The sequence below is a fragment of the Actinoplanes ianthinogenes genome, from assembly GCF_018324205.1.
In the GTDB taxonomy this organism is placed as follows: domain Bacteria; phylum Actinomycetota; class Actinomycetes; order Mycobacteriales; family Micromonosporaceae; genus Actinoplanes; species Actinoplanes ianthinogenes.
Genome location: NZ_AP023356.1, coordinates 6,418,891 through 6,441,662, shown reverse-complemented (window position 1 = coordinate 6,441,662; position 22,772 = coordinate 6,418,891). Strand labels below are relative to the sequence as shown.

The window sequence follows — 22,772 nt, the reverse complement described above, 5'->3', positions numbered from 1 at the left end:
CTGGCGCTCCCGGTGCGGCTGGCGCTCCCGGTGCGCCTGGCGGTCCGGGTGCCGCTGGTGGTCCCGGTTCGCAGCAGCCGTGGGGGCGCGAGGGTGGGCCCGGGTTCGGGAATCGGCCGGTCTCGCCGCCGCCCGGGCGTGGGGGGTTCGGGCCCGGTCAGCAGGGCGGGGCGCAGGTGCCGCCCGGGCCGCGTGGGCCGGTTCCGCCGGGCGGGCCTCAAGGGCGTCGTCCGATGCCGGAGCAGGGTGGGCGGCCTTCGTACGACCAGCATGGTCGTCCCGTTTCGGGTCAGCAGGGCCGTCCTCTGTCCGATCAGCACGGACGGCCGTTGCCCGATCAGCACGGGCGGCCGTTGCCCGAGCAGCACGGGCGGCCTCTGTCCGATCAGCACGGACGGCCGTTGCCCGAGCAGCACGGACGGCCGCAGGAACAGCACGGGCGGCCCCAGGAGCAGCACGGGTGGGCGCAGGAACAGCACGCGCGGCCGCAGGAGCAGCACGGGTGGGCGTCGGAGCAGTATGGCCGGGGTGGGGCTGAGCAGCAGCGTGGTGGCGGGCCTCGGCCGGTTTCGCCGGCTGGGCAGGGTTACGGCAGCGCTCGGCCGGTTCCGCCGGAGGCGTTCCCGGCCCGGCAGGGGCGTGGGCCGGACTCGCCGTTCGATCTTCGGCCGGCTCCGCCGGAGCGGAACAGTCCGGCTCCGGCGCGTCCGGCGGCGCAGCCGACCCGGATGACGCCGCAGCAGCCGGTGGTGCCGCCGGCCGCGGTCTACCCGGCCGTGCCCGGGCAGGCTCCGGGACATCCCGGACAGCAGCCGGCGGGGCCGGGGCGTCCGCCGATGGCACCCGGGCAGGCTTCGGCTGTTCCGGGGCAGGTGTCGGCCGTGCCCGGATTCGGTCACCCCGGTCAGGCGCCGACGGCTCCGGTGGCGCCGGTGTCCGGGCCGGTTGTTCATGGCCAGGCCGCCGCACCGGTGTCGGGGCCGGTTTTCCCAGGCCAGGCTGCTGCGCCGGTGTCCGGGGTGGCGGTTCCGGGGGCTGGGGACGAGTACGAGGAGCGGACTCGGCCGCTCGACCCTCGGCGGGTGGTACAGCCGATGCGGCCCGAGTCGGCGCGGGTGGCCGAGCCGGTCGAGCGGCACGACGAGCCGACGCGGCCGTTCGATCCGCGGCGGGTCGACCTCGACGCTTCCGGTTCGCATCAGCGGGCCGGGGTGGACGGGCCGTTCCTGCCGGACGACCGTACGCAGGCGATCGACACCAGCGGTGTCGACCTGAACGCTTATCGGGCGCCGCAGCAGGGTGGCGGTGCGCCGTTCGCTCCCGAGGAGCGCACGCAGGCGATCGATCCGCGCCGGATCGGTCCGGACGTGCCCGGCCGGGAGCAGCAACTGGGCGGTCCGGCCACGGCCGCGAGTGGTGCGGCGACGTCGTTCGGGTCGCCGGCCGCGCCTTTCGCTGAGGCCGATGCTCCGGTCACGGGTGCGCCCGTCGCACCGGATGCGGTCGCTGCGCCGGAGCCGGTCGCTACGCCGGACCCGATCGCGGCAGCGGAACCGGTGGCCGGGGAGGCTCGTGGGCTGGGCTGGCTGTTGTCGATGAGCGGGCTCGGGGCGGAGACGCCGCTGCCCGACACCTCGACGGTGGCTGAATCGGAGACGGCGGAGACTGAGGAGCGGCCTGCCGGCTGGTTCGCGCCGGGTCTTGAGGACGAGCAGGAAGCCACTTCGGAGGAGGCGGCCGGGGCCCCCTCCGACGACGCGCTCGGTACCTCCGACCTGGCGCCCGACACCTCGGAGTTCGCCGCCGACACCTCGGACACTGCCCCCGACACGTCGGAGTTCGCCTCCGAAGCGTTGTCGGAGTTTGCCTCCGACGACGCTTCGGGCGCTGCCTCGGATCACGCTTCGGGTGCTGCCTCGGATCACGCTTCGGGTGCTGCCTCGGATCACGCTTCGGGTGCGGGCTCCCTTGACGCTTCGGGTGCGGGCTCGGATGACGTTTCGGGTGCGGGCTCCCTTGACGCTGCGGGTACTGCTGTCGGCTCTGTTTCGGGCGGTGGGTTCGGCGCTGGTTCTAGCGATGAGGCCGAAGAGGCCGAGGTTGGGACCACCGACGGGATCGTCGAGACCGGTGGGGCGGAGGAGACTGGCTTCGCCACCGAGGCGGGCTGGGGGGCTCCGGCGGTTGTCGTGGACACCACGCTTGCCGTGAGCACGGCGGCCGGCGAGGGCGACTCGGTTGCGGATGACCCGGGTACGGGTGGCTCGGATGCGGGCGACCCGGATGCGGGTCGTTGGGCTGCTGGCGACCCGGGTACGGGCGTCGAAGCGCGTGCGGCGGACGCTGAGCCTGGTGGCGGCGCTTCTGTGGCAGGCACCCACGAGGGTTCGTCCTATCCGGAGACTCCCGTGGGGATGTTCCCGTGGGACGTTCGACCCGTGTCGGGTGGGCACAGCCACGCGCTTCCGGACGATGAACTCTCGGCCGGTGACTATCAGGACTTCGCCGATCATGACGGCTCGGGCTCGCCGGCGGGTGCCGGGCGTCACGAGCGATTCGCGGACGAGCGTCCGGGACGGCATGAGTCGGCCGATTCCGATCACCCGGTGAGCGGACACCACACGGCTGCGGACCTTGGCGACGACGGGCTGCGACCGATCTCGGCTCTCCCGGTCTCGGCTGTCCCGGTCTCCGCCGCTCCGACTTCGGCCATCCCGGCCTCCGCGGCCCCCACTTCGGCCATCCCGGCCTCCGCGGCCCCCACTTCGGCCATCCCGGCCTCCGCCGCTCCGACTTCGGCCATCCCGGTCTCCGCCATGCCGGCTCCGGAGGCTCCGACTTCGGCCATCCCGGCCTCGGCGATTCCAACATCCGCTGATCCGGCCTCTGCCATCCCGTCTCCGACTGACCCGACGTCGGCAGTCCCGGTTTCGGCCCCGGCTGCGGCCTTCCCAACCTCTGCTGTTCCGGTTTCGGCCGCCCCGGATTCGGCGGCGCCGACCTCGGCTGCCCCGGTCTCGGCTGCGCCCGTTTCGGCTGCCCCGGTCTCTGCTGCTCCCGTCTCGGCTACTCCCGTTTCAGCTGCTCCCGTCTCGGCTGCTCCCGTCTCGGCTGCTCCCGTCTCGGCTGCTCCCGTCTCGGCTGCTCCGGTTTCGGAGGCTTCGGTTTCTGGGGCTGCTCCGGTGGCGGGCGGGTTCGTGGTGGATCAGACCGCTGACGTGGGCAGCGTTTTTGAAGGGTCTGCGGCGGCTTTCGGCGTGGAGGGGGCGGCCCGCGTTCCTGACTGGCCACCTACCGGCTCGCATGCGGCGAACACGGACGTCGCTTCGCGAAGTGACCTCGGCGGGAGCGGGAACACGCCGACGGATGTCGCGGCCGACGCCCGCGGTGACCTGAACACCGGCTTCGAGAGCGACGCGAGTGCCGACTTCGAGACCGTGGCGGCTGCTGGGGTCGGCTCGGACTTCGAGTCCGAAGCGACCGCTGAGGTGGATGCGGATCGTCAGGCCGGAGCGACCGATGAGGCTGGCTCGGACTACCAGGCCGGCGTGACCGCTGAGGTGGGCTCGGGCCACCCGGCCGGCGCGACCGCTGAGATGGGCTCGGACTACCCGGCCGGCGCGACCGCTGAAGTGGGCTCGGGCCACCTGGACGGCGCGACCGCTGAAGTGGGCTCGGACTACCCGGCCGGCGCGACCGCTGAGCTGGGCTCGGGCCACGAGGCTGGGCCGGGTGACCGGGGGCTGGTGGGCGAGGTCGGGTTCGCTCGGGACGGCGGCCTCTCGACCGGCACGGCGAGTGCTGGTGCGGGGCCGGTGGCCGGGGACGTCCACGACACGTCCGACCCGGGGTCTACCGCCGCGCACCACCACGGCGGGACCGGACCGGCCCACACACTCGCCGACGACACCGCGACCGATGCGGCCGCCGTCTCCAGCATCGTGGACGGCCTACCGGCGGACGGGACGGACAGCGAGTCCGCAACGGAGGCGCATGCCGCTGACGCGATGGCCGACCCGGACCCGGGCATCGGCTTGGAGGCGGCTGAAACCGCGCTGACGGCCCCGGTGACGCCGGACGTGACCCCGGTATGGGCCGCCGGCACCCCGACGGCTTCAGCGATCTCTGAGACCGTCGCGGCAGCGGCCGAAGGGGCACCCGACCGCGCCGAGGAACCGGTCGCGGCAACGGCCGAAGAGGCGATCGAGGAACCGGTTGGGGCACCGACCGAATCCGCTGCGGCAAGCGCCGCCGAGACAGCCGCGACGGCTCCCGAGCACGCCGGCGAGGCGGTCACCGCGCCGGCCGGGACGGCACGAGCGCACGCCGGCGAGCCCGCCGAGGTGACGGTGACGGCTGCCGACGGGATGGCTGACGACCGTACCGAAAATGCGGCGGCCGGCCGCGACGTGGCGGCGGACCTCCGTACCGAAAAATCGGCGGACGACCGTGAGCGGACCGCGGACCCCCGTACCGAGGAATCGGCAGACGACCGTGAGCGGACCGCGGACCCCCGTACCGAAAAATCGGCGGACGACGGTGAGCGGACCGCGGGCCGGGTGGTGGCGGACGTCGCGCCGGTCCGGCAGCGGCGGGACCAGCAGGCGCCGGCCGACCGGCGGCGGGCCGACCCGGAGCAGATCCTGGCGTCCTACCCGTGGATGTTCGATCCGGCGACGTTGCGGGAGCGGGTCGATGAGCCCGACCGGCTGTGGGACGTGGCGGACCGGCTGACCGACCGGCTGGAGTTCGCCGAGCGGGACACCGTGCGGGCCGGGCTGCTGAGTCTGCGGGCCGTGGTGTCGCGGGTGCTGGGTGAGCTGGACGACGCGCTGGCTGACGGGCGCGAGGCGGTGCGGCACGCCGAGGCCTCCGGTGCGGCGCGGACGATCGCGATCGCGCAGGCGCGGCTGGCGCACGTGTTGCAGTGGCGGGGTGAGTTCGGCGAGGCGGACCGGCTCTATGCGCAGGCCGACTCGGTGGAGCTGCCGGCCCGGCTGCGGGCGGAGATCCGGGAGCTGGCCGGGCGGTCGGCGTTCGACCAGGGGCGGTTCCTGGAGGCGGTGAACCACTTCGAGCGGGCCCTGGACCTGTGCCAGGGCGGCGACCCGGAGCTGGTGGAGCGGGTCGAACTGGCCCTCGACGTGATGGCGCGGCGGTCCGGTGACGGCTGGGGTCCGTATCCGCGGAGCCGGGACCAGGTGCTCGGCCTGCCGCCGGCGCCGACGCCGTTGCGCGACGACGGCACCACGCTGTGGGGCTACGCGGCGGCGGTCGAGCCGCGGTACGCCGAGGCCCAGCCGTTCGCCGAGGGTGTCGCCTGGGTGCGCCGTCCCGACTCGGCGGCCTGGGAACTGATCGACCCGTCCGGGCAGGTGCTGATCGGCGCCGACTCCGGTTACCTGGCGGCCGGCCGGTTCGCCGAGGGCCTGGCCTGGGTCACCCGGGACACCGAGGGCGGCTGGTTCGCGATCGACCGGAACAACCGGCTGGTGGTGCCCGGCGGCTTCGAGGAAATCCGGCCGTTCCGGCGCGGGCTGGCGCTGTTCCGGCGCGGCGGCTGGGGTGCCGTCGACCGGCACGGGCGGATCGCGGTGCAGCCGAAGTACCGGCAGTTCGCCACGGTGCTCAGCGCCGGCGGGCCGATCGACGGTTTCAGCGACGAGGGTCTCGCGGTGATCGACGCGGGCACCGGCCTGGGCGTGGTGGACCGCGCCGGGCAGCCGGTGGTGCCGCCGGTGCACAAGGCCGTGGTGATCCACCCGTCGGCGTTCTTGATCGCCGACGAGGCGGGCCGCTGGGGCGCGCTGGACCGGCAGGGCCGCCCGCTGGTGGAGACCCGGTACGTGGAGCGCGCCGACGCGATCGACGAGGTCGTCCGGCTGCTACCGGACGGCAGGCCGGTTCTCTAGTTCTTCGATAGGGTTCGAGATATGGAGTTCCGTCATCTCGGCCGTTCCGGCCTGCTGGTCAGTGAGATCGCCTACGGCAACTGGATCACCCATGGATCCCAGGTGGAGGAGGAGGCCGCGCTCGCCTGCGTGCGCGCGGCCCTGGAGTCCGGGATCACCACGTTCGACACCGCCGACGTCTACGCCGGGACGCGGGCCGAGGAGGTGCTGGGCCGGGCGCTGAAGGACGAGCGCCGCGACGGCCTGGAGATCCTCACCAAGGTGTACTGGCGGACCGGGCCGGGCGCGAACGACAGCGGCCTGTCCCGCAAGCACATCATGGCCTCGATCGACGGCTCGCTGCGCCGGCTCGGCACCGATTACGTGGACGTCTACCAGGCACATCGGTACGACCACCACACCCCGCTCGAGGAGACCATGGAGGCCTTCGCCGACGTGGTGCACCGGGGCAAGGCGCACTACATCGGCGTGTCCGAGTGGAGCGCCGCCGAGATCCGCGCGGCCAAGCCGCTCGCCGACGAGCTGAAGATCCGCCTGGTGTCCAACCAGCCGCAGTACTCGCTGCTCTGGCGGGTGATCGAGGCCGAGGTGGTGCCGGCGTCGCAGGAGCTGGGTCTGGGCCAGATCGTCTGGTCGCCGCTCGCGCAGGGCGTGCTGACCGGAAAGTATCAGGCCGGGCAGCAGCCGCCGGCCGGCTCGCGGGCCACCGACGAGAAGTCCGGGGCCGGGTTCATCGCCCGCTGGCTGGAGGACGACGTGCTGAACGCGGTCGCCCGGCTCAAGCCGCTCGCCGACGAGGCCGGGCTGACCATGGGGCAGCTGGCGATCGCCTGGGTGCTGCACAACCCGAACGTGTCCGCGGCGATCATCGGCGCGTCCCGGCCGGAGCAGGTCCGGGACAACGTGAAGGCGTCCGGGGTGAAGCTGGACGACGGGCTGCTGAAGGCGATCGACGAGATCGTCGACCCGGTCGTCACCCGGGACCCGGCGCTCACGACCAGCCCCGCCGAGCGGCCGTGAACGCCGGTCTGCCCTAACTCCAGAAACGCATCAGGTCCAGACCCTTGCTGATCAGGGTCGGGTCCACGTTCAGGAGGTCGCAGCCCCAGAGCACGACGCTGTAGAAGTACCGGCTGAGACTGGTCTGCCAGAGCGCCACGAACAGCAGCAGGAAGCCGAACGGGGCGAACAGGTCCCAGGCTCGCCGGTACTCCGCGCTCAGCCAGGGCCGCAGGATGCTGCCGCCGTCCAGGCCGGGGATCGGCAGGAAGTTCAGCACGCTCGCGGTGACCTGGAGGAAGGCGAGCGCGGAGAGCGCCGACCAGAACTCCGGGTGGTCGGTCATGATGATCAGCCGGGCGCCGGTGTCGATCACGTCCGGCCCCAGGCCGAGCAGGAACGGCGCGGCCGCCACCAGCGCGAGCAGCACGTTGGTGAGCGGCCCCGCCGCGCTGATCAGCGAATCCTTGATCTTGCTGTTGATGTACCGGTGGTCCACCCAGACCGCGCCGCCGGGCAGGCCGATGCCGCCGAGGATCACCACGACGATCGGCAGCACGATGGAGAGCAGCGGGTGCGTGTACTTCAACGGGTTGAGCCGCAGGTAACCCCGGTCGGCCACGGTCAGGTCGCCGGAGAAGAACGCGGCGATCGCGTGCGCGTACTCGTGCAGGCAGAGCGAGATCAGCCAGCCCGAGATGATGAACAGGAACACGTCGAAGCCGACGTTGCCGAACTGCCGCCAGGCCAGAAAGCCGCTCACCGCGAAGACCGCGACGATGCCGACGAAGACCGGGCTCGGGATGAACGCGTTCCGTGGAGTGCGTGTGTAGACCGGTTCGTAGGTCACGTCACTCCGCCGGTTGCAGGCTCATCTGATAGTCGACCCGGTCGTCCTCGACCAGCGTGACCGTGCTGACGCCGCTCGACTGAAGCGCGCGCCACTCCTGGCCGATCCAGGACTCGGCATCCGCCTGGCTGCTGAACGTCTCGGCAGGCCCGTCGACCGGTTTGCCGTCGACGTCCTCGTACCGCCAACTCCACGGCATTGAGCCGCCCCCTCACGTCGTACCGTCGGTGGCCTTCCACCCTACGGCGTGTGCGGGTGCGGACCGGCTCTAAGGTACGGGGCATGTCCGAAGATCGGTGGAACACGGTCCTGGTGCTCGGCGGTATCCGCTCCGGTAAATCCGCGTTCGCCGAATCGCTGGTGGCCGACGCGCCGGCGGTGCGCTACGTCGCCACGGCGGTCGGCGGCGAGGACGATCCGGAGTGGCGGGGCCGGATCGAGGAGCATCAGCGACGCCGGCCGCAGTCCTGGTCGACCGAGGAGACCGGCGCCGACCCGGCCCGGCTCACCGAGCTGCTGTCCGAGGCGAAACCCGGCGACACGCTGCTCGTCGACGACCTCGGCGGGTGGGTGGCCGCGGTGCTCGACCCGGCCCGGCAGCCGAACGACGACGAGGCCGACGTGGCCGCGCTGGCCGCCGCGGTGCGCGGGTGCGCGGCGCGGGTGGTGCTGGTCAGCCCCGAGGTCGGTCTCGCGCTGGTGCCGGTCACGCCGGTCGGGCGGGCGTTCGCGGATGCGCTGGGGACGACCAACCAGGCGCTCGCCGACGCTTGTGACGGCGTGGTGCTGGTGGTCGCCGGACAGCCGGCATGGCTGAAGCAGGCGGCTCCCTCTCCGGCTTTCGAGGCGCCGAAACCCAAGCCGCCGGTGACGGCCACCCCCGCGCCACCCCCGCCGCCGGTCATGGTGGCACCCACCGGCTTCGTCGAGGCGCCCACCGAGGCCAGCGTGGTCGCCGCGAAGATCCCGGCGCCCACCGAGGCCGCCGCGGAGACCCCGGCGCCCAGCGACGCGTTCGCCGGCGCCACCATGAGCCTGCCGCTGGTCGCCTCCGGCCTCACCAAGATCGAGCCGGGCATGGACCTGCCGCTGCCCAGCAGCGACGCCGGCCCGGACGCCCGGGAGCGCCTCGGCACGATCGACCTGCCCGGCGCCGGGCTCGGCATGGCCGGCGAGGCCGTCGAGTTCGCCGCCGCCACCCAGGACACCACCCGGCCGCAGCCGTGGTCGTCGGTCCGGGTCGTGCTGATCTCCGGCCGGCACGGCGGCGGGGCCGCGGCCGGCGCCGACCCGCTCGACGCGGAACGCCGGGTCGCCGAGACCGAGCTCGGTGCCGGCCTGCTCGGCCGGTTGGCCGGCCAGACCGGCGCGGACATCGCGGTGCTGCGGGTGCAGGCCTCCGGCGCGATGGAGGAGGGCCCGGTGGCCGCCGACCACGCGGTCGACGCGGCGCTGCGGCAGGGCTGGCAGCTGGCCGACGAGGCCGCCGACGCCGGCCGGGACGCGCTGCTGCTGGCCGGGATCGGGGTCGGCGTGGAAGCGGTGGCGACCGCGGTGCTCGCCGCCACCACCGGCGCCGAGCCGGCCGCCACCCTCCCCCGGGTCCTGCTGCCCGGCGGGAAGTTCGACGACCACGCCTGGATGGTGCGCTGCGCCGCGATCCGGGACGCCCTGCACCGGATCCGGCAGGAGCCGCGCGGCGCCACCGACATCCTGCGCGAGCTCGGCGGCCTGGATCTCGCGGTCGCCACCGGCCTGCTGCTCGGCGCGGCCGCCCGGCGCCTCCCGGTCCTGGTGGACGGGCCGCTCGGCATCGCGGCCGGGCTGATCGCCCGGGACGTGGCGGGGCAGACCCGGCACTGGTGCCTGCTGCCCGAGGCGGGCACGCTGGCGCTGGTCAAACAGGGCGCGGACGTGCTCGGCCTGACCCCGGTGCTGGATCTCGGCCTGGACCTGGGCGAGGGCGCGAACGCGCTGGCCGTGCTGCCGCTGCTGCGGACCACGATCGGGCTGGCCGCGGCCCTGCCGGTGCATCCGGCGCTGCTGGCCGGCCACGACGACGACGGCCTCGCCGACCCGGACGCCAACCTGACGTCGGCGGACGAGGCCGGGGATGAGGCCACCGTCGTCATGGACGGTCCGGCGGCCGGCGACGGCTTCGGCGAATCCGCCGGTCCGGCGGCCGGCAACGGCTTCGGCGAATCCGCCGGTCCGGCGGCCGGCAACGGCTTCGGCGATCCCGCCGGCCCGGCGGCCGGCGACGGCTTCGGCGATCCCGCCGGTCCGGCCGAGGACGGCGCGGCCGGCCGTTCGTGATCGACGGGCTGCGGCTGGCGGTCACCACGCTGACCGTGCTGCCGGTGCGTGGCGGCCGGGTGGACCGGCCGGCCGCCGCCGTCGCGATGGGTCTCGCGCCGCTGGTCGGCGCGCTGCTCGGGCTGGCGCTCGCGGCCCTGCACGAGGGGCTGCGGGCGCTCGGCGCGCCCGGCATGGTCGCCGGTGGGGTTACGGTGGCCGTGGGGGCGCTGCTGACCCGCGGGCTGCACCTCGACGGGCTGGCCGACACGGTGGATGCGCTCGGCTCCTACCGGTCCGGCCCCGCCGCCCTGGAAATCATGAAAAAACCGGATATCGGGCCATTTGGCGTCGTGGCGCTCGTGGCGGTCCTGCTCATCCAGGCGGCCGCGATCTCAGCGGTCGGCTGGTGGGCGCTGGTGATCGCCTGGAGCACCGGACGGCTCGCGATCACGCTGGCCTGTCGGCGCGGGGTGCCGGCGGCCCGCCCGGACGGGCTGGGCGCGCTGGTGGCCGCCACGGTGCCGGTGCCGGTCGCCCTGCTCGCCGTCGCGGTCGTCGCGGCGGCGGCGATTCCCGCGGTGCCGGGCCGCCTCTGGCAGGGACCGCTCGCTGTGGCGGTCGCGGTCTCCGGCGTTCTGGTGCTGCTGCGGCACTGCGCGCGGCGGTTCGGCGGCATCACCGGGGATGTGCTGGGCGCTTGCGTCGAGACCGCCACCACGGTGACGGTCATCGCGCTGTCGCTGCGCTGATCCACGTTCACGTTTGCTGGTGGGCGCGGCCGCCGGGCTGCCGGGACTGTCTCGGCCGCCGCTCACGGTCCGCTGCCTTTGGGTGGCGCGGGATTCGCGGTCCGGTTGCGGCGGGCGGAGCTTGGGGTGGTGCCGGTTTCCGGTACGCCCATCGGGTGCTCTCAGAGCCCCAGCCCCTACCCCGGCCTGCTCTCGGAGTCGTTGTTGTCCCGGCCGGACAAGGGCTCGCACTACAAGCCAAGACGCGGGCTGGCGCTCATGGCCCTATCCCGAGCTCAGATACGTCCACCAGGACCAGCCGGGCCGCTCGGGCTGGCACTCACGGCCCTATCCCCAGCCCAGATACGTCCACCAGGACCAGCCGGACCCCTCGAGCTGGCACCCACGGCCCTATCCCGAACCCAGATACGTCCACCAGGACCAGCCGGACCCCTCGAGCTGGCACCCACGGCCCTATCCCGAACCCAGATACGGCCACCAGCACCAGCCGGAACCCTCGGGCTGGCACTCACAGCCCTATCTTGAGCTCAGATACGGCCATCGGGACCAGCCGGAGCCGTCGGGCTGGCGGTCGTCGCGCTGATCCGCGCTGTCCACAGGTGCGGGTTGTCCACAGGGCGCGTACCCGATCTTGGCCGGCTCCGCCACACTGACCGATGGGTCGGCCCCCTGGGCGGGCGGGGTGTGATGACGTGGGCGGCTGCGGGCGTACCGGGAACCGGGTTGGGGATGAAGCGGCCCGGAGCGGACCCTGCGGGTCAGCGGACCGAGGGCTGCACGAACGGCGGCTTGACCAGGCGGGCCTCGGTGCGCCGGCCGCGGATGTCGATCTCGACCAGGGTGCCGTCCGGGAGGGCCGGGGCGGTGTCGATCAGGGCCAGGGCGATGCCGGCCTTCTTCGTCGGCGAGAAGGTGCCGCTGGTGGTCTCGCCGACCTGGACGCCGTCCGCGTACACGGCCATGTGGCCGCGCGGGATGCCGCGGCCGGTCAGCTCCAGGCCGCGCAGCTGGCGGCGCGGGCCGGCCGCCTTCTCGGCGAGCAGGGCGTCGCGGCCCCAGAAGGCGGGCTTGGACCAGCCGACCGCCCAGCCGGCGCGGGCCTGGACCGGGGAGATGTCCAGGGAGAGTTCCTGGCCGTGCAAGGGATAACCCATTTCGGTACGCAGGGTGTCGCGCGCGCCGAGCCCGCACGGCCGTACCCCGGCACCGATCAGCGCGTCCCAGACCGTGGTCGCCGAGTCCCAGCGAATGACCAGCTCGTAGCCGTGCTCGCCGGTGTAGCCGGTGCGGCAGACGATCAGCGTGGCGTCGCCGAGCGTCGCCTCGGTGAACGACATGTACTCGTGGTCGGTGGGCAGGCCGAGCCGGCTCAGGACGGACGCGGACTCCGGGCCCTGGACGGCGAGGATCGCGTGGTCGCGGTGCTGCCCGGTCACCGAGACGCCCGCCGGGGCCGCGGCGGCGAGACGGCGGACCACCTCGGCGGTGTTCGCCGCGTTCGGGATCAGGAAGACGTCGTCGGGGCCGTAGAGGTACGCGATCAGATCGTCGACCACACCGCCGCTCTCGTCGCAGCAGAGCGTGTACTGCGCCTTGCCGGGAGCGATCCGGGCCAGGTCGTTGGTCAGGCAGGAGTTGACGAACTCGGCCGCTCCAGGGCCCGTCACGCGCGCCTTGCCCAGGTGCGACACGTCGAAGACGCCGGCCGCCTCGCGGACCGCGGCGTGCTCCTTGAGGACGCCGCCGCCCGCGTACTCCAGCGGCATCTCCCAGCCGCCGAACGGAGCGAGTTTCGCCCCCAGCGCGACGTGGCGTTCGTGCAGCGGAGAGCGGAACAACTCGGCAGACATGAGACTCAACTTACCGGTGACCTTGGGGCTGGTTAGAGTCGCGGGGAATACCAAGTGTTTCCCACCAGCCGGGAGATCGCCGTGCGGCGGCTCCCGCCCCCAACGTCGCGGAGTGCCCGAGTGACCCAGCCCAGCCTCAGCCTGGTCGACACCGACCCGGCCGAATTGGCGGTCGATGCCATCGTCATCGGCCTGCACAGCCAGCCCGACCAGGACGGCGCCCTGCTTCCGGCGTCCGGCGCGGAGAGCATCGCCGCGGCGTTCGACGGGAAGCTGACCTCGACGCTGGCGCTGCTCGGCGCGACCGGCGCGCCCGGTGAGGTGACCAAGCTGGCCACGCTCGGCACGGTCACCGCGCCGCTGGTGGTCGCCGTGGGTCTGGGCGACGAGCCGTCCGGGTCCGCGCCCGACCTGGAGACGCTGCGCCGGGGCACCGGCGCCGCGGTGCGCGCGCTGGCCGGCAGCGCCACGGTGGCGCTGGCCCTGCCGGTGCCGGACGACGCGGACGCCCCGGCGGTGCTGCGGGCGACGCTGGAGGGCGCGCTGCTCGGTGGCTACCGGTTCGCCGGCTACAAGACCAAGCCGCAGAAGGGCCGCCGGGAGCCGGTGGGCGCGTTGCAGGTGCACGTGCCGGACGCCGCCGACGAGGCGGCCCAGGCCGAGCTGACCCGAGCCGCGGTGGTCGGCCGCGCGGTCCGGCAGGCCCGGGACTGGGTCAACATGCCGCCGAACATGCTGCGCCCGGCGACCTTCGCCGACCTGATCGCGGAGGCCGCCGGCGAGGCCGGGCTGGCCGTCGAGGTGCTCGACTTCGAGCAGCTCAAGGCCGGTGGGTACGGCGGCATCGTGGCGGTCGGCCAGGGTTCCGAGGCGCCGCCGCGGCTGGTCAAGCTGACCTACACGCCGGAGGGTGTCGCCGAGCCGAAGCGGGTCGCGCTGATCGGCAAGGGCATCACGTTCGACACCGGTGGCGTGAGCATCAAGCCGGCCGCCGGCATGTGGGAGATGAAGTCGGACATGGCCGGGGCGGCCGCGGTCGCCGCGACCATGCTGGCGATCGCCGCGGTCAAGCCGGGGGTCGCCGTCTCCGGTTACCTGGCGATCGCGGAGAACATGCCGTCCGGGTCGGCGTACCGGCCGGGCGACGTGATCACGATGTTCAACGGCAAGCGGGTCGAGGTGTTCAACACCGACGCCGAGGGCCGCATGGTGCTCGGCGACGCGATGGCCCGGGCCTGCGCGGACGGCGCCGACTACCTGTTCGAGACGTCCACCCTGACCGGCGGGCAGGTGATCTCGCTGGGCAAGCGGATCTCCGGCCTGATGGGCTCGGAGGAGGCCACCGCGCTGGTCAAGTCGGCCGGCGACGCGGTCGGCGAGCCGTCCTGGCCGATGCCGCTGCCGGACGACGTGCGCAAGGGCATGGAGTCGGAGATCGCCGACATCTGCCAGACCAACGCCAACCTGGACCGCGCCGGGCACATGCTCCAGGGTGGCGTGTTCCTGCGCGAGTTCGTGGCGCCGGGCGTGGAGTGGGCGCACATCGACATCGCCGGTCCGGGGTACCACTCCGGCGAGGCGACCGGGTACTGGACCAAGGGCGGGACCGGCGTGCCGGTCCGCACCCTGCTGCGCGTGGTCGAGAGTCTCTGACCGGGACGCCGCCCGGCCGGATCAGGCCGGGCGGCGTTTCTGCCGGGCGTTGAAATCGCGCATCCGCTGCGGATAACCGAGCAGCCGGACGTCATAGATCGGCAGTGAGAGCTGGTGCGCGAAACGGCGCGCGACCTCGGGCGACTCGATCCGCCGCCGGGTCCATTCGCCGTCGTGTGCGACAAGCAACACGGTGGTCTCGGTCACCGTGGTCCGCGGCTCGACGAAGGCCTCGACGCCCGTCCGGCTCCGGACGAACTGCGTAAGGTGGTCGAGATCGGCCTGGTCAACCCGTCGCCCTCCGGCTCCGACCGATCTCGGGCGCCGTCGAAACCAAGCCACTTCCGCTCCCCCTCGTCTCAGGTCCCGCAAGGGTACGACGAGGTGACGTGTCTTGGGGCACCTGCCCGCATAGAGCGGGTCCAGAAGTGACAAGATGTCCGAGACGGGACTGTGACCGTTTCCATTGTGTGACCCACATGGCGACGACTCGACTACTGGAGTCAACGTGAGCCAGCCGAACGGCGGAACCTTCGACATCGTCATTCTCGGCGCAGGCAGCGGCGGGTACGCGGCCGCGCTGCGCGCCGCCGAACTGAACCTCTCCGTAGCGCTGATCGACAAGGCCGAGGTCGGAGGCACCTGCCTGCACCGTGGCTGCATCCCGACCAAGGCCCTCCTGCACGCGGCGGAGATCGCCGACCAGACCCGGGAGAGCGAGCAGTTCGGCGTCAAGGCCGACCTGGTCGGGATCGACATGGCCGGGGTGAACGCGTACAAGGACGGTGTCGTCGGCCGTCTGTACAAGGGCCTGCAGGGCCTGCTGGGCCACAACAAGAACATCACCCTGGTCCAGGGCGCCGGCAAGCTGGTCGGCAAGGACACCGTCGAGGTCGACGGGCAGCGCTACACCGGCCGTAACGTCATCCTGGCCACCGGCTCCTACTCCCGCTCGCTGCCGGGCCTGGAGGTCGACGGCACGCGGGTGATCACCAGCGAGCACGCGCTGAAGCTGGACCGGGTGCCGAGCTCGGCGATCGTGCTGGGCGGCGGCGTGATCGGCGTCGAGTTCGCCAGCGTGTGGAAGTCGTTCGGCGCCGACGTGACCATCGTCGAGGCCCTCCCCCGGCTGGTCGCCGCGGAGGACGAGGAGATCTCGAAGACCGTCGAGCGCGCCTTCCGCAAGCGGAAGATCAACTTCAAGGTCGGCAAGCCGTTCGAGAAGGTGGAGAAGACCGCGGACGGCGTCAAGGTCACCATCGCCGGTGGCGAGACCCTGGAGGCGGAGGTCCTGCTGGTCGCGGTCGGCCGCGGCCCGACCACCGCCGGCCTGGGTTACGAGGAGCAGGGCATCACCCTGGACCGCGGCTTCGTGATCACCAACGAGCGCCTGCACACCGGCGTCGGCAACATCTACGCGGTCGGCGACATCGTTCCCGGCCTCCAGCTCGCGCACCGCGGCTTCCAGCAGGGCATCTTCGTGGCCGAGGAGATCGCCGGCAAGAACCCGGCGGTCATCGACGAGGCCGGCATCCCGCGGGTCACCTACTCCGACCCCGAGGTCGCGTCGGTGGGCCTGACCGAGGCCAAGGCCAAGGAGAAGTACGGCGCCGACAAGGTCACGTCGTACAACTACAACCTGGGCGGCAACGGCAAGAGCCAGATCCTCAAGACGGCCGGCTTCGTCAAGCTGGTCCGGGTCGAGGACGGCCCGGTCGTCGGTGTCCACATGGTCGGCGCCCGGATGGGCGAGCTGGTCGGCGAGGCCCAGCTGATCTACAACTGGGAGGCCTTCCCGGAGGAGGTCGCTCAGCTCGTGCACGCCCACCCGACGCAGAACGAGGCGCTGGGCGAGGCCTTCCTGGCGCTCGCGGGCAAGCCCCTGCACGCGCACAGCTGATTCATCGCTTCGACGCGATTAAGGAGTTTGGGAAAAGATGCCGACATCGGTAACCATGCCGCGGCTGGGTGAGAGCGTCACCGAGGGCACCGTCACGCGCTGGCTGAAGCAGGAGGGCGAGCGCGTCGAAGTCGACGAGCCGCTGCTCGAGGTCTCCACCGACAAGGTCGACACGGAGATCCCGTCGCCCGCCGCGGGTGTGCTCTCCCGCATCGTGGTCGGCGAGGACGAGACCGCGGAGGTCGGCAGCGAGCTGGCCGTCATCGCGGGTGAGGGCGAGGACGCCGGCGAGGCGGCCCCCGCACCGCAGCAGGAGGCTCAGGCCGAGCCGGAGCCGCCGGCGCCGACCACCCCGTCGACCGAGAAGCCGGTCGAGGAGGAGGCTCCGGCCCCGCAGACCGCCGGTGGCTCCGCCGAGGGCACCGAGGTGAAGATGCCGGCGCTCGGCGAGAGCGTCACCGAGGGCACCGTCACCCGCTGGCTCAAGGCTGTCGGCGACACCGTCGAGGTGGACGAGCCGCTGCTCGAGGTCTCCACCGACAAGGTCGACACCGAGATCCCGTCGCCGGTGGCCGGAACGCTGCTGGAGATCCGGGTTCCGGAGGACGAGACCGCCGAGGTCGGTGGCGTGCTCGCGATCGTCGGCTCGGCGTCGTCCGCGCCGGCCGCCGAGTCGAAGCCGGCGCCCGCGCCGCAGGTCGAGTCGAAGCCCGCGCCGGCCCCCGCGCCGCAGCAGGCGCAGCCGCAGGCCGAGTCGAAGCCGGTCGGCGAGTCCTACGCCACTCCCGCTCCGGCCGCCGAGACGAAGCAGCCGGCCCAGCCCGCTCCCGCGCAGCCGGCCGCGCCGGCCGCCGAGACGGTCAAGGCGAACGGCGCCGGCGACGCCGGCTACGTGACCCCGCTGGTGCGCAAGCTGGCCGCGGAGAAGGGCGTGGACCTGTCCTCGCTGACGGGGACCGGCGTCGGAGGCCGGATCCGCAAGCAGGACGTGCTCGACGCCGCGGAGAAGGCCGCCGCGGCCCAGGCCCAGGCCGCCGCCCCGGCGCCCGCTGCCGCCGCTCCGGCCGCCGCACCGGCCGAGGCCAAGGCCAAGGCGGAGCCGAGCCCGCTGCGGGGCCGCACCGAGAAGCTGACCCGGATCCGGGCCACCATCGCCCGCCGCATGGTCGAGTCGCTCCAGATCTCCGCGCAGCTCACCACGGTCGTCGAGGTGGACGTCACCAAGATCGCGACGCTGCGGAACAAGGCGAAGGCCGACTTCCAGGCCAAGCACGGGGTGAAGCTGACCTTCCTGCCGTTCTTCGCCCTGGCCACGATCGAGGCGTTGCAGCAGCACCCGGTGGTCAACTCCTCGATCGACGTCGAGGCCGGCACGGTCACCTACCACGGCGCCGAGCACCTGGGCATCGCGGTGGACGCGCCGAAGGGCCTGGTCGTCCCGGTCATCAAGGACGCCGGCGACCTGAACCTGGCCGGCCTGGCCAAGCGGATCGCGGACCTGGCGGACCGCACCCGGAACAACAAGATCGGGCCGGACGAGATCGGTGGCGGCACGTTCACGCTGACCAACACCGGCAGCCGGGGCGCGCTGTTCGACACCCCGATCATCAACCAGCCGCAGGTCGGCATCCTCGGCCTGGGCGCGGTCGTCAAGCGCCCGGTGATCGTGAACGACCCGAACCTGGGCGAGATCATCGCGCCGCGGTCGATGGTGTACCTGGCGCTCAGCTACGACCACCGGATCGTGGACGGCGCGGACGCCGCCCGCTTCCTGGGCACGCTGAAGGAGCGCCTGGAGGCCGGCCACTTCGAGGCCGACCTGGGACTGTGATCCCGGCCTGAACATGCTGGGGTGCGCCGTCACGGCGTACCCCAGCTTTGTTTGGATTTTGATCTTTTTCGGGAAAGAGTGGGCACATGCGGATCGTCATGGCCGGCGCCTCCGGCTTTCTCGGTACTCGGCTCGCTGATCAGTTGCGTCAGAGCGGGCACGACGTGCACCGGCTGGTCCGGCAGCCGGGCACCTGGGACCCAGGGCAGGGCCGGCTCGACCCCGAGGCGCTGGCCGGGGCGGACGCCGTGATCAACCTGGCCGGGGCCAACATCGGGGCCCAGCGGTGGACCGCCGCCTACAAGCGGGTGCTGCGGGCCAGCCGGGTGAACACCACCGACACGATCGCCCGGACCCTGGCGAAACTGCCGGCCGCCGACCGCCCGCGCACCCTGCTCCAGGCCTCCGCGGTCGGCTGGTACGGCGACACCGGCGACCGCGAGGTCACCGAGGACGCTCCGGCCGGCAGCACCTTCCTGGCCGACCTGTGCCGGGTCTGGGAGGCCGCCGCCCGGCCCGCCGAGGACGCCGGCGTCCGGGTGGCCCTGCTGCGCACGGCGCCGGTGCTGGACCGGACGGGTTCGCTGCTCAAGCCGCTGCTGCCGCTGTTCAAGCTGGGTGGTGGCGCCCGGATCGGTGGCGGCCGGCAGTGGATGTCCTGGATCTCGCTGCCGGACTGGCTGGGCGCCACCGAGTTCCTGCTGGAGCGCGAGGACCTGGCCGGGCCGGTGAACCTGGTGTCCGACAAGCAGTGCACCAACCTGGAGTTCACCCGGGCGCTGGCCCGCCAGTTGCGCCGCCCGGCGCTGTTCGCGGTGCCCGGCCCGGTGCTCGATCTGGTGCTCGGCGAGTTGGCCGGGGAGGCGCAGCGCAGCCAGCGGGCGATTCCCGGCGTCCTGCGCGATGCCGGATTCTCCTGGGCATATCCGGACATCGAGTCCGCCTTGGCGGCGGCTTTGCGACCGGAACCACCGATCGGCCGATGAACTACAGCTCCCGCTGCTAACCTGCGGCTGATGTCCGTGACCGCCCCTGCCCCCGCCGCGTCCGCCGATCCGCCCTCAGAGCCCGTCACCACGCCCGGCCGCCGGCCGCGCGCCTGGCGGGCTCATCTGACCATGGCCGTGGTCGCGCTCGCCATGGCGGGATACGTGACCCACGGCCTGTGGGCGGACCCGTACAACCACGTGCTCTCCGACAATGTCGGGGACCAGGCGTTCTTCGAGTGGTTGATGGGCTACGGCTATTACACCGTCACCCAGGGCTCGGACCCGTTCTTCACCGACCTGCTGAACGCCCCGCTCGGCGTCAACCTGGCCGCGAACACCTCGATCACGGTGTACACGGTGCTGCTGACGCCGCTGACCCACCTGGCCGGGCCGCAGGTCAGTTTCGTGACGGTGCTGACCCTGAACCTGGCCGGCTCCGCCTTCGCGTGGTACCTGTTCCTGCGTCGCTGGCTGGTCCGCAACGCCGGGGCGGCCGCGGTGGCCGGACTCTTCTGCGGTTTCGCGCCCGGGTTCATCTCGCACGCCAACGGCCACCTGAACTGGACCGCCGGCTGGGTCGCCCCGGTCGTCCTCTGGCAGGTGCTCAAGCTGCGGGAGGAGGGCCGCTGGCTGCGCAACGGGATCCGGCTCGGGGTGCTGCTCGCGATCGGCTTCTCGATCGCCGCCGAGGGGCTGTTCTACACCGCCCTGGCCAGCGGCATCTTCCTGCTGGTGTGGTCGTGCGCCAAGGCGGTGCGGCACGAGGCGCGGGCGGCGCTGGGCACCGTGCTGCGGGCCCTCGGGGTGACCGCGGTGGTGGCCGGGGTGCTGCTCGGCTATCCGCTCTACATGCACTTCGCCGGTCCGCAGACGTTCTCGGGGACCGGGTTCAACCAGCGGTACTTCGCCGAGGACCTGGCGTCGTACCTGTCCTTCCCGAGCCGGTCGCTGGCCGGGATGTTCGGCATGCACAAGGACCTGGCGCCGAACCGGACGGAGGAGACGTCGTTCTTCGGCGTACCGATGGTCGTCCTGATGGTCACCACGTTCATGGTGCTCCGGCACCGGGTGACGCCGGGGCGCCGGGCCACGCTGCGCGCCGTCGGCGTGGTCGGCCTGGTCTTCGTCGTGCTCTCCTGGGGCCCGCGGCTGTTCGTCAACAAGCACCAGTACGACTTCCCGCTCCCCTACGCCGCCCTGGCCCACCTGCCGCTGTTCGACTCGGCGCTGCCGGTCCGGTTCGCGCTGGTGGTGGTCGGCGTGTTCGGCATCCTGCTGGCGCTGCTGCTGGACGAGCTGATCAGCCGGGGGATCCCGTACGGCTCGCTGCACGGCGCGCTCTCCGCCGCCGTGGTGGTCAGCCTGCTGCCGCTGTTCCCGCTGCCGGTCCGGGTGCAGCACCGTTCGCCGGAGCCGGCGTTCATCGCCGACGGCACGTGGAAGAACTACGTGCCGGAGGGCGGGACGATCTCCTCGCTGCCGTTCGCGCTGAACGTGACCGCGGACGGGCAGCGGTGGCAGGCGTACACGATGGCCCGCGGCGGCCGGCCGTTCCGGATCCCGGACGGGTACTTCCTCGGCCCGCAGGCCGAGGGCGAGGCCGGCCGCAAGCTCCCGGGCCAGATCGGCGCCACCCAGCGGGCCACCGACTGGCTGTTCCTGCGCGCCGCCTGGTGGGGCTACGTCATCCAGCTCAACAACTCCGACCGCGCGCAGGCTCGGGCCGACTTCGCCTACTGGGGTGTGGACGCGGTCTTCCTGACCGCCGAGATCACCGGCTCGGACCACCAGACGCTGAACCGTGACGCGGTGCTGGCCACCGCGACGGATCTGCTCGGCCCGCCGGAGCGGGTGGACGACGTCCTGGTGTGGCGCATCCGTCGCGGCGTGGACCCCGTCGACCGCTGAGTACCGGTGAGTACGGGGCTAGGCTTTCGGCTGTGACATCCTCCGTACTCACCGTTCTGCGCCCCGGCCTGGTCGATTACCGCGACGCGTGGGACGAGCAGAAGCGTCTGCACGAGGCCGTGGCGGCCGGCGACCAGCCGGACACCATCCTGCTGCTGGAGCACCCCAGCGTCTTCACCGCCGGCAAGCGCACCGAGCCCGCCGACCGGCCGTGGGACGGCACCCCGGTGGTCGACGTCGACCGCGGCGGCAAGATCACCTGGCACGGGCCGGGCCAGCTGGTCGGCTACCCGATCCTGCGGCTGCCCGACCCGGTCGACGTGGTCGCCTACGTGCGCCGGGTCGAGCAACTGCTGATCGACGTCTGCGCCGAGTTCGGCGTGGTCACCGAGCGGGTCGAGGGCCGCAGCGGCGCCTGGGTCCGGGCCACCGACGGCGGCCTGGACCGCAAGATCGCCCAGATCGGGATCCGGGTGGCCCGCGGCGTGACGCTGCACGGCTTCGCGCTGAACTGTGACTGTGACCTGGCGAATTTCGAGCGGTTCGTGCCCTGCGGGATCCGCGACGCCGGGGTCACCTCACTCAGCGCCGAGCTGGGCCGGCCGGTGACCGTGGCCGAGGTGATGCCGGTCGTCGAGCGGCACCTCACGACCCTCTTCTGATCCGGAAGACGCTGGTGGCCCCCTGATCCTGGCAGGCCACCAGGTCTCCGGCGGCGGTGCAGCCGAACGGCAGCACCCGGGGCAACGTGCCGTACACCAAGCCGGTGCGCAGGTCGGTGACCTCGGTGTGGTCACCGGCCGCGCGCAGCAGCAGCCCGTCGGTCACCTGGCCGCGGCCCAGCCTGCGGGTCACCCGGCCGGTCGCCGGGTCGATCAGGACCAGCCGCCCGTCCAGCGACCGCGCCACGCCACCGGCGTAGTCGTGCCACCCGTCGGCGGTCCAGCGGACCGCGCCGGTGCGCGGGTCCACCCCGGTCAGGCCCCGATCACCCTGGACGCAGAGCAGGGCGCCGCAGGTCACCGCGTCCCGCGGCATCAGCACGCTCGCCGGTTTCGCCCAGACCGGTGTCAGGTCCGGCAGGTGCAGCGCGGTCAGCGTGTTCGGCCCCATCACGTACGCCTGGTCGCCGGCGAGCACGGCCAGCGGGTTGTCCGGGTCGATCGACTCGCGCACCGACCGGTGCGCCAGCACCCGCCCGTCGGCGGCCGAGCGCACCTCCGCGCCGAGCAGGCCCTCCAGGGTCAGCAGGTACCGCCCGGTCGGGTCGAGCATGGCAAGGTCCGCCGCGCCGCGCCGCGTCCAGAGGATCCGGCCGGTCGCCAGGTCGGCCAGGCGCAGCAGGGAGGCCCCGTCGTCGCCGGAGTCGCCGAGCAGCACCCGATCGCCGGTCACGGTCGCCGGGCCCAGCGGCGACCAGACGTCCTTCCCGGTCGCCGCGTCCAGCACGCGGAACTCGGTCGCGTCGGCGGCCACCAGCACCGGGCCGGAGCGGAACAGCCGGAGATCCGGCCCACCGCTCAGCCCGGTCTCGATCCGCCAGTCCGGGCCGCCCGGCCGCATCGGCTGGGCGACCAGGTCGACGCCGTCCCCGCCGTCGGCCGGCTGCACGGTGTACAGCGCCTCCGGGGTGAGCAGAACGTTCGTCGAGGCGTGGCCCCCGGTGCCGCCGATCCGCGGGAACGACGCGATCCGGGGTGGTGCGGCGGCGGCGCCGAGCAGCAACAGCACGGCGGCCACCGCCGCGGCCCGGATCCTGCGCCACGGGATGGCCCGGCGGCTCCGCTCGGGGGCGGGCGCCGGGGGCACGTCGAGGTCGATCAGCACGGGCCC

The 22,772-nt window shown here is 73.0% G+C and carries 15 protein-coding genes; 10 read left to right on the top strand and 5 right to left on the bottom strand.

Features of this window, described 5'->3' with window-relative positions; all coding sequences use genetic code 11:
* The first annotated feature begins 1,094 nt into the window (after positions 1–1,094).
* Both Aiant_RS29180 and Aiant_RS29175 read left to right on the top strand, forming a co-directional pair.
* Positions 1,095–5,912 carry a WG repeat-containing protein gene (locus tag Aiant_RS29180; protein WP_189334822.1) on the top strand — a complete coding sequence of 1,606 codons (4,818 nt, stop codon included), beginning with the start codon at positions 1,095–1,097 and terminating at the stop codon, positions 5,910–5,912.
* 21 nt (positions 5,913–5,933) lie between these two features.
* Positions 5,934–6,932 carry an aldo/keto reductase family protein gene (locus tag Aiant_RS29175; RefSeq protein WP_189334821.1) on the top strand — a complete coding sequence of 333 codons (999 nt, stop codon included), beginning with the start codon at positions 5,934–5,936 and terminating at the stop codon, positions 6,930–6,932.
* Positions 6,933–6,945: 13 nt separating this feature from the next.
* On the opposite strand, the gene Aiant_RS29170 is transcribed toward Aiant_RS29175, so the two are convergent.
* Entirely contained in the window at positions 6,946–7,761 is an 816-nt protein-coding gene (locus Aiant_RS29170; protein WP_189334820.1) for a site-2 protease family protein, read from the bottom strand.
* A gap of 1 nt (position 7,762) precedes the next feature.
* Positions 7,763–7,960, bottom strand: coding sequence for a hypothetical protein (locus Aiant_RS29165; RefSeq protein WP_189334819.1), 198 nt, complete (start codon positions 7,958–7,960; stop codon positions 7,763–7,765).
* An 83-nt stretch (positions 7,961–8,043) separates the two neighbouring features.
* Between Aiant_RS29165 and Aiant_RS29160 the strand changes: the two genes are divergently transcribed.
* Together Aiant_RS29160 and Aiant_RS29155 are read left to right on the top strand one after the other, a co-directional pair.
* Entirely contained in the window at positions 8,044–10,077 is a 2,034-nt protein-coding gene (locus Aiant_RS29160) for a bifunctional adenosylcobinamide kinase/adenosylcobinamide-phosphate guanylyltransferase (protein ID WP_212846547.1), read from the top strand.
* Positions 10,074–10,808 (top strand): adenosylcobinamide-GDP ribazoletransferase, encoded by a 735-nt coding sequence (locus tag Aiant_RS29155; protein WP_189334818.1) that lies wholly within the window; start codon positions 10,074–10,076, stop codon positions 10,806–10,808. The genes Aiant_RS29160 and Aiant_RS29155 overlap by 4 nt, the downstream gene beginning before the upstream one ends.
* Before the next feature lie 758 nt (positions 10,809–11,566).
* On the opposite strand, the gene gcvT is transcribed toward Aiant_RS29155, so the two are convergent.
* Complete coding sequence (gene gcvT, locus Aiant_RS29150; protein ID WP_189334817.1) at positions 11,567–12,658, bottom strand: glycine cleavage system aminomethyltransferase GcvT; 1,092 nt, start codon at positions 12,656–12,658, stop codon at positions 11,567–11,569.
* A 120-nt stretch (positions 12,659–12,778) separates the two neighbouring features.
* Between gcvT and Aiant_RS29145 the strand changes: the two genes are divergently transcribed.
* Positions 12,779–14,311, top strand: coding sequence for a leucyl aminopeptidase (locus tag Aiant_RS29145; protein ID WP_189334816.1), 1,533 nt, complete (start codon positions 12,779–12,781; stop codon positions 14,309–14,311).
* Between the two features lie 21 nt (positions 14,312–14,332).
* On the opposite strand, the gene Aiant_RS29140 is transcribed toward Aiant_RS29145, so the two are convergent.
* Positions 14,333–14,653 carry a hypothetical protein gene (locus tag Aiant_RS29140; RefSeq protein WP_189334815.1) on the bottom strand — a complete coding sequence of 107 codons (321 nt, stop codon included), beginning with the start codon at positions 14,651–14,653 and terminating at the stop codon, positions 14,333–14,335.
* Positions 14,654–14,819: 166 nt separating this feature from the next.
* Here Aiant_RS29140 and lpdA point away from each other — a divergent pair, with 166 nt between their 5' ends.
* The 5 genes from lpdA (at position 14,820) to lipB (ending at position 21,601) form a co-directional block, all read left to right on the top strand.
* Positions 14,820–16,211, top strand: a complete 1,392-nt coding sequence (gene lpdA / locus Aiant_RS29135; protein ID WP_189334814.1) for a dihydrolipoyl dehydrogenase — start codon at positions 14,820–14,822, stop codon at positions 16,209–16,211.
* Between the two features lie 37 nt (positions 16,212–16,248).
* The gene (gene sucB, locus Aiant_RS29130) at positions 16,249–18,042 is read left to right on the top strand and encodes a 2-oxoglutarate dehydrogenase, E2 component, dihydrolipoamide succinyltransferase (RefSeq protein ID WP_189334813.1); all 1,794 of its coding nucleotides are present in this window, start codon (positions 16,249–16,251) and stop codon (positions 18,040–18,042) included.
* Positions 18,043–18,128: 86 nt separating this feature from the next.
* Positions 18,129–19,028 (top strand): TIGR01777 family oxidoreductase, encoded by a 900-nt coding sequence (locus tag Aiant_RS29125; protein ID WP_189334812.1) that lies wholly within the window; start codon positions 18,129–18,131, stop codon positions 19,026–19,028.
* A gap of 30 nt (positions 19,029–19,058) precedes the next feature.
* Positions 19,059–20,939 carry a DUF6311 domain-containing protein gene (locus Aiant_RS29120; protein ID WP_189334811.1) on the top strand — a complete coding sequence of 627 codons (1,881 nt, stop codon included), beginning with the start codon at positions 19,059–19,061 and terminating at the stop codon, positions 20,937–20,939.
* A gap of 32 nt (positions 20,940–20,971) precedes the next feature.
* Positions 20,972–21,601, top strand: a complete 630-nt coding sequence (gene lipB / locus Aiant_RS29115; protein ID WP_189334810.1) for a lipoyl(octanoyl) transferase LipB — start codon at positions 20,972–20,974, stop codon at positions 21,599–21,601.
* Here lipB and Aiant_RS29110 read toward each other — a convergent pair.
* The gene (locus Aiant_RS29110) at positions 21,585–22,766 is read right to left on the bottom strand and encodes an outer membrane protein assembly factor BamB family protein (protein ID WP_189334809.1); all 1,182 of its coding nucleotides are present in this window, start codon (positions 22,764–22,766) and stop codon (positions 21,585–21,587) included. The two genes, lipB and Aiant_RS29110, sit on opposite strands and share 17 nt — an antisense overlap.
* Between the last annotated feature and the right edge of the window lie 6 nt (positions 22,767–22,772).

What these genes read in the sequence shown, in the direction of transcription:
- gcvT (WP_189334817.1), bottom strand. Translation starts at nt 12,658, where the DNA reads ATGTCTGCCGAGTTGTTCCGCTCTCCGCTGCACGAACGCCACGTCGCG.
- Aiant_RS29125 (WP_189334812.1), top strand. Translation starts at nt 18,129, where the DNA reads ATGCGGATCGTCATGGCCGGCGCCTCCGGCTTTCTCGGTACTCGGCTC.
- Aiant_RS29165 (WP_189334819.1), bottom strand. Translation starts at nt 7,960, where the DNA reads ATGCCGTGGAGTTGGCGGTACGAGGACGTCGACGGCAAACCGGTCGAC.
- Aiant_RS29160 (WP_212846547.1), top strand. Translation starts at nt 8,044, where the DNA reads ATGTCCGAAGATCGGTGGAACACGGTCCTGGTGCTCGGCGGTATCCGC.
- sucB (WP_189334813.1), top strand. Translation starts at nt 16,249, where the DNA reads ATGCCGACATCGGTAACCATGCCGCGGCTGGGTGAGAGCGTCACCGAG.
- Aiant_RS29120 (WP_189334811.1), top strand. Translation starts at nt 19,059, where the DNA reads ATGTCCGTGACCGCCCCTGCCCCCGCCGCGTCCGCCGATCCGCCCTCA.
- Aiant_RS29180 (WP_189334822.1), top strand. Translation starts at nt 1,095, where the DNA reads ATGCGGCCCGAGTCGGCGCGGGTGGCCGAGCCGGTCGAGCGGCACGAC.
- Aiant_RS29175 (WP_189334821.1), top strand. Translation starts at nt 5,934, where the DNA reads ATGGAGTTCCGTCATCTCGGCCGTTCCGGCCTGCTGGTCAGTGAGATC.